Source organism: Rhizobium sp. WYCCWR 11146, assembly GCF_013591995.1.
Taxonomy (GTDB): Bacteria; Pseudomonadota; Alphaproteobacteria; order Rhizobiales; family Rhizobiaceae; genus Rhizobium; species Rhizobium indicum.
In genome coordinates this window covers 79,007-90,475 of sequence record NZ_JACCEY010000003.1, presented here as the reverse complement: position 1 = coordinate 90,475, position 11,469 = coordinate 79,007, and the positions used below count along the sequence as shown (strand labels likewise).

The following is an 11,469-nucleotide window of genomic DNA, read 5'->3' as shown; positions in this document are numbered from 1 at the left end:
ACGGTTCCATCGACTGTTGTTCCCGTTCTATGCAGACAGGGAAGACGAAGTGGTTCAGGGGCGGACAACCGGACAATCATTGAGAACCACGCGGCAGTTCAACGAGTTGATCGGCAGAAATGCCGAAACTGCTCGTGAACGACGCCAGACATTCGCGGACCACGCCAAAAGCGACGCCCAGGCGGTTCTCCCGAACCTTCTGGCGTTGGTTTCGCGTTTTGAAAGCGAAAAAGCGGCGCTTACCGCTTTTCGAGGGACTCTTGACAGAGAGAAGGCTGCCCTCGAAGAGATGGCGCAGGAAATCATATTGGGCAAGGATAGGCTAACGCGGATAGCACTTGAGGTCTTCGCTGCGAACGCTCATCTTGCCACTCTTGGTTCTCGTCTGGTCGAAATCGATGATCGCCGCCATGCTGCGCGAGAGAGGTTCGACAACGCCAAAGGCGCGCTCGCCGCCGCCCGCGGACAACTGTCGCTGCTCGGAACACGGTGCGAAGCGGCAAGGATCGGCGACTGTGGGAACCCCGCCGTCCGCGAAGCTTACGACAAGCGCAAGCATGATGCCTACGAGACGATCAACTCGTCGCTTAACGAATATCTCGACCTCCAGAAAGTTCTGCTCGAACTCAATGAACAGTATTTTGATGCGAGGCGGGAAAGATCGGAGTTGGTGGCGAGCCGCAGCGCGCTGCTTGCGGAGCGCTCGAAAGTCGACATCAAGGTAGACTCCTCGGAGATACAGCATTCGCAACGCTCCGCAACGCTCGGCGTCAACGAGAACCGGTACGGCGCGCTGTGGCCGGCGCACGTCGAAGACAGGACCGCGCTCGAGAAGGCGCTGGCGCTCAGTCGCGAGCTGGCAGGTTCCTGAGGCTATTCGTCGATAAGGTTAGGCAGCCAGAAGACGTAATACCACCCGACATGTCCATTCGATGTTTATGCCCGTCAGATCAAGCTCTATGCCCTCCACCTGGCTGACATTGAAGACCGTGTAGCCGTTGAGAACGGTGCGCCTGATTTTGCCGCTCTCGTCAGCCCTTCCCTCTCCGTCGGCCAACTTGGGATCGCTCTCGACCTCAGACTTGAAGAAGACATGCTCCCCTTTGCTGCCCTTGGTGATTACGCCCTTGAGTCTGCGAATCTGGTTGAACGTGGCGAACGCCGGAAGGGACCAGCCGCGATCAATGCAGGCGCAGTGAAGCATGATGGTATTGACGCCTCGATAGACGGTGCCATTGCTGAAATTCATGGGGCGCGACGACACGACGGTTCCTTCCGACTTCCAAGGCTTGACCCAAGCAGCCACCCCCTTCTCGAGGTCCGCTAAAATCCGGTTTGTGATCAGTTGATGGGGAGAGATGAAGCCGTTACTCATTACGCGGAACTCCGAAATCGAGTAGTTCGAATACCGCTATAAAATAGGACCCATTGGGTCCCTCTGTCAACAAAGTTGGCGCCGTTTGAGCTATCTTCGATCGTGTGGTTAACAGGCTAGTTAACGCATGGGGTAATGAGCTAATCGGCTATTGACGGTTGTAATCGAGCCCGGCACTGCTTGCCCTATTACCGAGGCATACCAGGAGCGCAGCGCATGGGTTTCGTCACGAAGTGGTATATGGCCGATCCGCATTTCGGGCATGAAGCGGCTCTCCATTGGGAGACGACGCCGCGGCACTTCCAGTCCACCGAAGAGATGGACAAAGCCATCGTCGATCGTGTCAACGAGCGCGTCGGGGAAACAGATCTTCTCTTCATCCTCGGAGACTTCGCCGTGTCGAGCGATCCCGAATACGTGGCCCACGTCTTCAACGAGCTGCGCGGTCGTAAGGTGCTGATCCTCGGCAATCACGACCTGGACAGCAAGGGGCGCGTGAAGGCCGCTATTGCAGGTCTGCCGTGGGATGTGCCGCCCGTCCACGCTATGGAGACGAAGGACGGTGGCAAGCGGCTCTACTTGAGCCACTACGCCCACCGGGTCTGGCCTGCTGGACATCATGGGGCGTTCCATTTCTATGGGCATTCGCACGGGGCGATCCCGAATGTCGGCCGCTCCCGTGATGTTGGGATCGATTGCGCTGACATGGATTTCGGCCCTCGTCGTTTCGACGAGCTGACGGCGGGAATGCTGGAGATCGAAGATCGGGAAAAGCACCTGATCAGCAACGAGATCGCCGTGGCGATGGAAGACAAGGCAATTGAGCGCTGGGCGCTGGCCCAACTATGCAAGATGCCGGAAGGCGATCTGGATCGCTTGTTCGAGTCCGATATTCGAAGCGTCGATGTCCGCGAGCTGCGCGCGGTTCTGGCGGTCCTGCAAGGAGTGAAGGCGTGATGATCGGAATTGCGGAAGCGGCCGAAGCTCTTGGCGTCCATCAGATGCTCTTGGCTCACATCATCGACGTGGGCGACGTCATGCCTTCGCAGATGCCGTCGGGATCGGTCTGGCAGAATATCGAGGACATCAGGTTTTCGCCGTCCGACCTGATCGCGTTCGCGGCCGAGCTGCGTGAGCGTCGCTTCCCTCACGTCTTCGAGCAGCACGGATACGTCGTCCCGGCTGATGCTGAGTTCGCCTGTGGCAAGGGATGGGAGCGCGTGATCCGCAAGCTGGCAACGGGATTGAGCGCTATCCCCGGCCCGCCTCCCCGCTTTTATGGCGGCAAGGAGAAGTTTGGATCGTTCATCGCGTTTATCAGCTGCGAGGGCGATCAGCGCGAGGAAGTCCAGGTGTTGAAGGAAGCCGCCCGCAAGCAGTCCTTGAGGGTCTGCGACGAGTGCGGCGCATCTGGCCGTCTTCGGATGGGGGTATCGATCGCCAAGACGACGTGTGATCGCCATGCCCGCCTAGCGGCTCCCTTTCGGGAGGATGACGGTGAAATCGTCGATCTGCCTCCCACAGGTGGGCCGATCTACAAGGACGGCCGACAGGGTGTGTATGGCAAACAAGAGAATCCCAAGGACTATCAATGCCCGTAGTATCCGCAATCGTTTGCTTCTCGGCCGCCGCCTGTGCGCCTCAACAGGTCGTCATTCTCGATGGCGACACGATTATCGTGCGGGGCGAGCATATCCGGCTTGAGGGCATCAATGCGCCTGAACTCAAGGGAGAGTGCCGCGAGGAAAAGGTCCGCGCGCTCCGCGCACGCTCCCGTCTCGCGCAGCTGCTGTCGGAAGCCAAGATCGACATCGAACGCGATGGCTTCGACCGCTACCGCCGGACACTGGCCTTCGTCGCCGTCGAGGGCGAGGCCGTGGGTGATGTCCTCATGCGGGAAGGGCTGGCCCGCAAGTGGGTGCAGCAATACAACGGCCAACAGGAGCCGTGGTGTCAGGCCGACGTCGATCAGGCTCTGAAAGCGTGGAATTGAACGGCTGCGACCGATTTGTCTGCTCCCTCGTCGATTGCTGCACACCGCTGCGACGATCGCACCTGGCACTCTATGCTCAAATCTCACCGAGGGTCGTCATCGGGGCTTGCCGTTATTCGGCAAATACCTTCAAGCTGGGCGCGGAATGATTCAACGCGTGGGGGAAATATGAAGCCGTATACTCGGTCAATAATCGAACTTTTTGACGGGAAGAAAAGATTTCTCATCCCCCTCTACCAGAGACAGTATGCATGGAAAGCTCACCCGCAGCTCGAGTTACTGTGGGAGGACATTGAGCGATCGCTCGCGCGCCTGATGGAAGACAGACGGTCTCTAATCCCTCACTTTATGGGGGCTATTGTCATCGCCCAGGTGAAGACTTACGGGAAAGAACTCCAGGCGTTCGAAATCATCGACGGGCAGCAGCGCCTGACAACGTTTCAGCTCTTGCTTGCGGCTCTCCGTGATGTCGCTGGAGCCCACGGATCACACTATGAGGCCGAGCTGCAGAAGTATCTCCTCAACGACGGGATCATGAACGATTCAGTAAAGGAGCGGTACAAACTGTGGCCCTCCCTCACCGACCGTCTGTCATTCGTCAAGATCATCGACCCGAACGCTGATACCCATAGTTTCGGCCCGGCTCCGGACGATGAAAGCGAAGTGGTTCGACGTTCAGTCGCCGCGCACGAATACTTCAAGGAAAAGATCACGGCTCATGTCGTGACCGAAGAAGGGTTCGATGAGCGAAGGTTCGAAATCCTCTTCGAATCTCTCAAGGAAGGCCTCGCCATCGTATCCATCGAACTGGAGGGCGGCGACGATCCGCAGACAATCTTCGAAACCCTGAACAGTCGCGGTGTCGATCTCACACCGGGCGATCTGATGCGAAACTTCATCTTCCAGCGCGCCAAGGGCATGGGGCAGATCGATCATTCGTTGGTGGTCGATACGCTCTACGAAAAACACTGGCTCCCGCTCGACCGTTCCTTCTGGGCGCAGTCGGCGTCCAGAGGACGGCAGTCCCGCAATCGCCTGGACTGGATGCTCACAGATCACCTCTCGATGCACATCGGCGACCTGGTATCTGTAGAAAGCCTATTCGAGCGCTATCGGCACTGGCTCTTGAACACGAGGCCGTTTCCGAGCGTGACCGCCGAGCTCGAATCCATTTCGGCCACCGCAGCCATCGAAAGGCGGCTTTTCGATCAGTCGCCAACGGACCCGATCGGCAACTTCGGCCGATTTGCAGATGCCTTTGACGTATCCACCGCCATGCCGCTTGTCATCTATCTCGCGACCGATCCGAGCGCGAGCGCCGACATCGATCGGGCATTGGCAGTCCTCGTCAGCTATATCCTTCGGCGCGACATCTGCGGTCTGACGACAAAGAACTACAACCGTTTCTTCGTCGGCATCATCGAGCGCCTCCGGCAGACCGAGGGTAACAAGCTCGACGCACTCATCGAGTTCTTGTCCAGCCGCCAGAGCGAAACCGATCGCTGGCCTGACGATATGGAGTGGCAGCGCGGCTGGCTGGTCCGAGGGCAATACAAGGGGCCGCGGCAGGCCCGACTGCGTTACATCTTCGAAGCCATCGAGCTTGCGAAGCGATCGCCACTCAACGAGGAGATCACGATCCAATCGGCACTCACCATTGAACACATTATGCCCCAGACTTGGCAACACAACTGGCCCATTCCCGGTTTCAACACTGACGAAGGCGATCTGGACGACGACCCGGACTATATCTTTAAGCGAATCGAGCGAGACTCCGCTATCGATCGGATGGGGAACCTGACGCTCCTCACGCATTCGCTAAATGCATCGGTGTCCAACGGCCCGTACTCCGTGAAGATGCCGGCGGTTCGCGCGCACTCCAGCTTGGCATTGAACCGAGAGCTCAATTCTTACTCTGACTGGAATGAAGAAATGATCCAGCAGCGTGGCATCGATCTTTTCAATGCCGCGCGGAACATTTGGGAGGCCCCGATTCGACCAGACCTCCCCAGCCAATCGTTCATTGAAGAAAACGTCGCTTTCCCACCATCGGGGACCAAGTGCAAGTTCACCTATGCAGGCAAGGAGTATTCGGGCGTGATAGAGGACGGTCGCCTAGTCGTTCAAGGATACGAGCCGTTCGCTACCTTTTCCGCAGCCTCGCGAGCAATCACTAATACCAGCCGTAACGGATGGCATGACTGGAATCTCATGGAGGCTGGCGGAGGCTGGACGCTGGCAAACGATTGGCGCTTCCAACAGACGGTTTCGAGGCTCAGACGTTTGATCCTCTAAAAGGCGCTGAGCGACTAGCGCGCTGCGCTTTTCCGGTTGGTCGATCCCGGTAGCACGAACAAGACCCTGATCTCCCTACTCCCGCATCTCGGGCAGCGCAGCCGCTCGGAAAGCCGCATGATTGGGAAATCCCTGCCCCGCGTGGCGAGCAGCGTCATGGTGTCGAGGTCATACTTCCAGTCGCACTTCCGCGACGACATCCCCGAGTCCATGGTTCCATGGCGACAGGTGGCGGAAAACTTCCACCCGGCATTCCATGCTTCCCCGATTGTTTCGATCTCTGCCATCGATCGGCAATATACAGCCCAACGCGAAGAGAACAATACCAGAACATCAGAGGAGCTATAAGCCAAGGCCAATGATCCGAGATCGCTGATCCCTCTTTTCGCTCGATGGCAATCAACTCCTATTTATCCACCAGCCTAAAGCTTATACAGGTATCAAAGGGCTGGTGCGGAGAAGCTGGATGTTTTGGGGGAAGAGCAAGAAGAATAACCAGGATGCGAAAGCCGCAACAGAATTGGAAGCCACCTGTGGCGAAGCTTGGCGAGAGGCGGTCGACGCGGTTGAGCTTTATGTGAGTTATCGCGAAAAATACAATCTCCCCTACTCGCCCGCGATGTGGTGCGACGACTATGCCCTTGGCTTTCTTGACGGCATCAGCGGCATCCATTTTCAGATTCGTCGACCTCAGCTCCCGTATAGTCCAGGTGTTTTCGCAGCTTGGAAAATTGCGGTTGTCGGAAATGATTCAGAGCTGCATCGGAAATGGGGGGAGGTCATCTCAGAGAATGGAGAGCATACCGCTCGGGGCGAACGCGGTGTCCAAGCCGCTTTGATCTTAGAGAGCTGGCGATTAGGAGAGACACTAGCGCCCGGCACGACAAAGTTTGTCATGGACCACGAAGCCGAATATAAAGCTAAGTACCCGGACGCCACCCAATTTCAGATGGACCATTGGCTGGTGATGAGCGAGTTTGTTTTGCCGCTCATCGACGCCGAAAGGCAAATTCACCCCCTGATCAAATCGCACACTCCTAGTTCCGAATAAATGCTTGGCTGGACTAGGCCGGTGTGGGGATGGGACAAGGTTGGCCTTGGAGAGTTGGTCATGAACTTGCCGGACGGTTTCGAACGACCGAAAGCACTCACTTTGACGGGATGGCCGAAGAGGTCAGTATAGCCGCCAGGGCCTGATGAAGCCCACGCCGGATCGTCCACCACGCAGGGAGCCGCAGCGGCAGCTCAGACAGGAGGGGCTCGTGAGCCGAAAAAGCCGCAACCAAAGAGGGCCCAGCGAGGCCCGCAAAAAGGACGATCCAGCATCGCCCACGCCACCCGAGCCAAGAGAGCCCACCGAAGCCGAACTGGCAACCGTGGCCGCAGCGGCGTTGGGCTATCCCCTGACAGAGACAGAGATCAGGAATAGGGCGGAAGCGCTCGCAAAAGCTCAGGGCGACAAATGAGAGGGCTCCGCCATGGACTACAATTGCAAGAGGGGTGATTAGCGATCTGGCCTCGGCCGGCGAAGTCACGTTTTCGAGGCGTAAACTGCTCGAAGAAGGCTCTTTCCACACCGTTCAAACCATAGGCTGCCCCAATCCGCGATAAGCCGTTCCTCTGGCGTAACTGCGCGACGATACTCAACCGACCTCAAGACGACTCCATCATCCTTTGTATCTGTATGGGTCCTTTCCGGAGTTCCGTCAGAGAAGAACAGATACAGGTAGGCAAAAACAATCAGGTGTCGCTTTCCCAGTGAACGAACGCGTTCGTCTATTCTCTTGACTGCAGATTGCACTGCATCGAAATCAGCATTTCTGACGGCGCGCTCAAGCTGAACAAAATCCAAAAAAAGCAACTTATTCTCAAGTGTCACGAGCCCGTCTGGCGTCTGATTAACGCCATGGGAAATCAGCTTCTTCTTGACGAATTCATAGATCGAGCCCTGCATCAGAGATGCTTAGCCTGTGAGGCTCCGCATTACTATGGTCTTTGCCTACTGGTGGGTTTCAAATTGCAGCGCAATTTGATTCACGGCTCGGCATGAGCCGATATGATCTGACCAATTTGCAAGGCTTAGAACCGTTGTTGCCAGGTCGGAGAAATATGCCCGAGCGATACGGGCCACGCACTACCTGCTACAACCGCTTTGTCCGATGGCGTGATCAGTCCCCGCCCCAGTCGGCTCGGCTAGGCAGGGGACGTTTCCTTCTTAGGTACGTGCCGCTTCTTGATGATTTCGATCACCGCCGCGAAGTCGTCCGTCTTCATCGCCCACACTTTGACTGTCACGGCAATCTTGAGACTGCTGATCATTTCCTCCTGCGACGGCTTCTCTGGGCGGACTTCCTCTTCCTCGTTGCGGGCGTAGTCGAATAGTCGGTCTATCTTTGTCTGCAAAAGCGCGGCGTCGTAGAGCATTTCTGCTGTCTCGATAGCCTTCGGGCTCTTGGAGCCCATGAGACGCGAATGCTGCACCTGATACCAGGAAACAAGATCGAAGGTTTTTTTGGCCTCTTTGGTATCAATGTGCTCGATGACTTCCTTCAGCGTGCTTGTCCCCGCGATCGGCACGGTGGGCTTCGCCTCGCCAGACACAAGATAGCGACACGACGCGCGGACATATTCGCTCAATTCACTTAGGGCGTCGGGCATCTGCGCCCGGGCCGCCATTTTCTTCCGTAGCAATTCGTTTGTATGACGCGTTTCGTCACCACGGGTCTGCTTTCGCATCTCGCGGACGGTCCAAAGGGCTGCGCCCAGAGCAAGGACAGCGCCAATTAGAGTTTGCCATTCGGATAGAGCTTTGTAGACGGATTCAAAGGTCATGTTTTGAAGCGTCTTTCTGGTGCAGATGAGTGAGATACTCCAGCTCCCACTCCTGCTTGATATTCTCGTCAGTCAGATTTGGGCCACCGTGTTGTGATGGAAGGAACTCGTCGGCGTTCCGCTGCCATTCCCGGCTGTAGATGAACCAAGGGGCGATGAGCAGGATCAATCCCAGACCATAGGGCCAGATCGAATCCGTCGGCTGGATGTGAACGCCGAAGTGGCTGACGCCAAGGATCGCCGCACCGAGCAGGCTCGTGAGCATCGGCCCTGTGGCAGCTCTCTGCTGTTTGATATCGTAGTTTTCCATCTCGAGCCGGGAAATATACGAACAGACTTCTTCGGGGAGATCGCTATAAGAGGCGGCAGGGTGACGCTCCTGCATCCTGAACGCATCGAGCTCGCGCTTCTCGGCCTCGCTTACCTTGCCTTTGTACCCAGGCACTCGATACCACGGCAGCCATTCTGTCTTCTGCTTGCGCTTCCACCACATCGACCTTCCCCCTTGTTCATCCCCGAGGCTTTGTCAGCTCAAACCGATTGCCCGCGAGGAGCCGAATAACACCCTCGCGCTCGAGCCGGAATAGGAGGTCCGCGATCTGCTCCTGCTGATGACCTTTACCAACAAGGGGCGGTCCGAGCTCAAGGAGACTAATCGGCTTTGATGGCTCCGCTTTGAGATCGCGCATCACCTCGAAGAAATCATCTGGCAATTTGGTCATCTCCACCGCCCTTCCGATCAGTATCGCGACTTGAAGATGTCGGACACGACAAAGCGATGCACCCATGGCCGCGAACGATAGCGGTTCATCAAATCCCAATACATGGCGTGGGCGACTGGCTTCCCAATCTCCGTTGGCACCCTGTAGGCGTAAAGCTCCAAGCCGGAGACCTCCCCAGTCGGATGATAGGAACGCTGGTACTCCGGACCCAGATAATCGAAGATCGCCCATCGGATATTATTGAGGAATTCCGCGATGTGGCTGGAATGATAGATGAAGATGTCCTGCTGAAACCATTCGAAGAAACCTTCGACTGCCAGATATGCGTCTTCTTCCGATACCTCATGGCCCGCAGCGGTCAAAAGCCGCTGCAAGTGCTTCACGTTCGTTGCCAACCGCGCGAGGTTATGCTTGGCGATGTCACCGCACATTTTCAGGTAGCGTAATCTCGAAACCGTGATGTCCGCGACGACACCAATGCTTCCGAGATTGACACCAGAGGCGACGAACTCGCCTTCCAGCCAACGGGAGAATTCTTCGACGATTTTTGCTAAGGGGCGCGCGTCGTTTCCGAGCTGAGGATTTCCCCCAACTTGCCTAAGATGAAACAGAAACGTGAGGTCGGATGCCCTCGCGCCACTTGGAGGCGCTGTCAGGCCGAGCGGAATTGCATCACCTTTGAACGCCCGGACCTCCGAGAGGAAGTCAGCAAGCAGAATGATGAAAAGGCGGGCGTGAACTGATGTCTCGAACATCATGTTCGTGGGATCGTACCTGTCATGCTTCACGAACATGGCCCAATTCACCATGCCGTTGATCATTTCCCAAGCCGAATTGAGGATTACGACCTCTCTCTCAGTGTCGTTCATTTCTACCCCGCCTGAGATCGCTGAGCGCTAAGTCACGCTATTCTCGAGTGCGCGCCATCCGTTCGATCATATGCGCGGGCATGCCTATCGATGCAAGATCATCGACAAGCCGCAACTCGTCGGCCGCCTGATCATACCAAAGGAAGCCTTTGATCGTATCACGGCCGAGGGTCCAAGCTGGCCGTGGCGGCTGCTCCCGTTCCTCGGGTGTCGAATGCTCGTCGCAGCGACAACGCTTCCAGCCGGCCGTCGATCGCATGTGTCCGGGTTGACCGCACTCCTCGCAGGTCACCCGCGAGCGGAACTCGGCAAGCAGGAATAAGGGCCGAAGGCTATCCTCGTAGATGCCGTCATATCCGGCGTCGATCTTCATGAAGCCCAAGTCCTGCCGGACAGAGAGGATGCGGAAGTGGCTCATTTCGGCCAGCCCGGGTGTTGAGGCGATTCTCTCGAGTAGACTGCCGACAATTCCGGCCCAGCCCTCCCCGCAATCCACGCGGGCAGTCTCGGGGAATAGGGATGGGTGCGCTGCTTTGATCTCGGCAAACCTCTTCATGGCTTCCTCGTGATTTCAACGATCATCGATCTGTCGAACTCAGTGTTTTCGTATCGACGGTTCCCCATGTAGCCGCCCTCGACATATCCGAGCGGATTGCAGACTACACGGGTGCGCGTTCCTGGCACCACGTAATCAAAGCTGGAATGCGTGTGTCCATGGACCCACAGCTCGGGCTGGAATTCCTCGATCTCGGCCGACAGGTCCGATACGAAGGAGGGCGTCAGTCCGTCCCTTGCGTATTCCCCTGCGATCGACAGGCGATGCGGCGCAGTGTGCGTCACGACGACAGTAGGGCCGTCATGCGAGGTCGAGAGGGCAGTCCGCAGCCATGCACGGCTCTCGTCATGGTATGACTTGGTCTGCGTTGGGCGGAAACGATAATACTTGCCGTCCTTTGCTGTCTGGATGGCTTGGTAATCGTTCATCATCTCGAAGGCTTGGGTCATGGCCGCCGAGGGATCACCGAACAGTTCGAAGTCCGTCCACATTGTCGCGCCGAGGAAGCGGACGCCCTTGATGACGACCGCCTCGTTCTCGAGGAAATGGATGTGCGGATATTTGGCCCGCTCGGCGATGCCTTCTGCCATGCTCTCTTCGTAGACCTCGCCGTAATGCTCGTGGTTTCCGGCGACGAAGACGATTTCCCGACCGAGGGCCGAGACGTTTTCGTTTAGCCAGTACAGGCTCTCGGAAACAGGAGAAGAAATATCGCCTGCCACAATGAGGACATCGACATCATCGGGCAGCTCGAATTTGAAATCGAGCACCTGGTTATATCTCAGATGAAGGTCCGAGAAGACGGCAGCTTTCAAGGTGTCGGCCAC

The 11,469-nt window shown here is 57.0% G+C and carries 15 protein-coding genes and 1 pseudogene; 8 read left to right on the top strand and 8 right to left on the bottom strand.

What is annotated here, in order from left to right:
* Window positions 1–871, top strand: an 871-nt coding sequence (locus HX899_RS01535) for a hypothetical protein (RefSeq protein ID WP_210273684.1), incomplete at its 5' end; no start/stop codon positions are given.
* Window positions 872–889: 18 nt separating this feature from the next.
* Here HX899_RS01535 and HX899_RS01530 read toward each other — a convergent pair.
* A complete protein-coding gene (locus HX899_RS01530) occupies window positions 890–1,375 on the bottom strand; it encodes an ArdC-like ssDNA-binding domain-containing protein (protein ID WP_181291535.1) in 486 nt (161 codons plus the stop codon).
* 216 nt (window positions 1,376–1,591) lie between these two features.
* Here HX899_RS01530 and HX899_RS01525 point away from each other — a divergent pair, with 216 nt between their 5' ends.
* The 6 genes from HX899_RS01525 to HX899_RS01500 all read left to right on the top strand — a co-directional run bounded on the left by HX899_RS01525 (window position 1,592) and on the right by HX899_RS01500 (window position 6,714).
* The gene (locus HX899_RS01525; protein WP_181291534.1) at window positions 1,592–2,332 is read left to right on the top strand and encodes a metallophosphoesterase; all 741 of its coding nucleotides are present in this window, start codon (window positions 1,592–1,594) and stop codon (window positions 2,330–2,332) included.
* Window positions 2,329–2,976, top strand: a complete 648-nt coding sequence (locus HX899_RS01520) for a hypothetical protein (RefSeq protein WP_181291533.1) — start codon at window positions 2,329–2,331, stop codon at window positions 2,974–2,976. Before HX899_RS01525 ends, HX899_RS01520 begins: the two co-directional genes overlap by 4 nt.
* Window positions 2,967–3,368, top strand: a complete 402-nt coding sequence (locus HX899_RS01515; protein WP_181291532.1) for a thermonuclease family protein — start codon at window positions 2,967–2,969, stop codon at window positions 3,366–3,368. The genes HX899_RS01520 and HX899_RS01515 overlap by 10 nt, the downstream gene beginning before the upstream one ends.
* A 168-nt stretch (window positions 3,369–3,536) precedes the next feature.
* On the top strand, window positions 3,537–5,663 hold the full coding sequence (locus HX899_RS01510; RefSeq protein ID WP_181291531.1) for a DUF262 domain-containing protein: 2,127 nt from the start codon (window positions 3,537–3,539) through the stop codon (window positions 5,661–5,663).
* Between the two features lie 117 nt (window positions 5,664–5,780).
* A complete protein-coding gene (locus tag HX899_RS01505) occupies window positions 5,781–6,011 on the top strand; it encodes a hypothetical protein (RefSeq protein ID WP_181291530.1) in 231 nt (76 codons plus the stop codon).
* Between the two features lie 118 nt (window positions 6,012–6,129).
* Window positions 6,130–6,714 (top strand): hypothetical protein, encoded by a 585-nt coding sequence (locus tag HX899_RS01500; RefSeq protein WP_181291529.1) that lies wholly within the window; start codon window positions 6,130–6,132, stop codon window positions 6,712–6,714.
* 480 nt (window positions 6,715–7,194) lie between these two features.
* Here the strand turns inward: HX899_RS01500 and HX899_RS01495 are convergent, their stop codons facing one another.
* Window positions 7,195–7,617, bottom strand: coding sequence for a hypothetical protein (locus HX899_RS01495; RefSeq protein WP_130824694.1), 423 nt, complete (start codon window positions 7,615–7,617; stop codon window positions 7,195–7,197).
* Window positions 7,618–7,709: 92 nt separating this feature from the next.
* On the opposite strand from HX899_RS01495, the pseudogene HX899_RS01490 reads away from it, so the two are divergent.
* Window positions 7,710–7,829 (top strand): annotated as a pseudogene (locus tag HX899_RS01490) (IS5/IS1182 family transposase); the annotation flags it as partial.
* Between the two features lie 27 nt (window positions 7,830–7,856).
* Here the strand turns inward: HX899_RS01490 and HX899_RS01485 are convergent.
* Genes HX899_RS01485 through HX899_RS01460 form a run of 6 tightly spaced genes read right to left on the bottom strand, consistent with a single transcriptional unit; the run spans window position 7,857 to window position 11,469 of the window.
* Window positions 7,857–8,495 carry a hypothetical protein gene (locus HX899_RS01485; RefSeq protein WP_181291528.1) on the bottom strand — a complete coding sequence of 213 codons (639 nt, stop codon included), beginning with the start codon at window positions 8,493–8,495 and terminating at the stop codon, window positions 7,857–7,859.
* The gene (locus tag HX899_RS01480; protein WP_181291527.1) at window positions 8,485–8,988 is read right to left on the bottom strand and encodes a hypothetical protein; all 504 of its coding nucleotides are present in this window, start codon (window positions 8,986–8,988) and stop codon (window positions 8,485–8,487) included. The genes HX899_RS01485 and HX899_RS01480 overlap by 11 nt, the downstream gene beginning before the upstream one ends.
* Window positions 8,989–9,004: 16 nt before the next feature.
* A complete protein-coding gene (locus tag HX899_RS01475; protein WP_181291526.1) occupies window positions 9,005–9,217 on the bottom strand; it encodes a hypothetical protein in 213 nt (70 codons plus the stop codon).
* 17 nt (window positions 9,218–9,234) lie between these two features.
* Window positions 9,235–10,086, bottom strand: coding sequence for a hypothetical protein (locus tag HX899_RS01470; RefSeq protein ID WP_181291525.1), 852 nt, complete (start codon window positions 10,084–10,086; stop codon window positions 9,235–9,237).
* A gap of 37 nt (window positions 10,087–10,123) precedes the next feature.
* A complete protein-coding gene (locus HX899_RS01465) occupies window positions 10,124–10,642 on the bottom strand; it encodes a hypothetical protein (protein ID WP_181291524.1) in 519 nt (172 codons plus the stop codon).
* Window positions 10,639–11,469, bottom strand: coding sequence for a metallophosphoesterase (locus HX899_RS01460; RefSeq protein ID WP_348647882.1), 831 nt, complete (start codon window positions 11,467–11,469; stop codon window positions 10,639–10,641). Before HX899_RS01460 ends, HX899_RS01465 begins: the two co-directional genes overlap by 4 nt.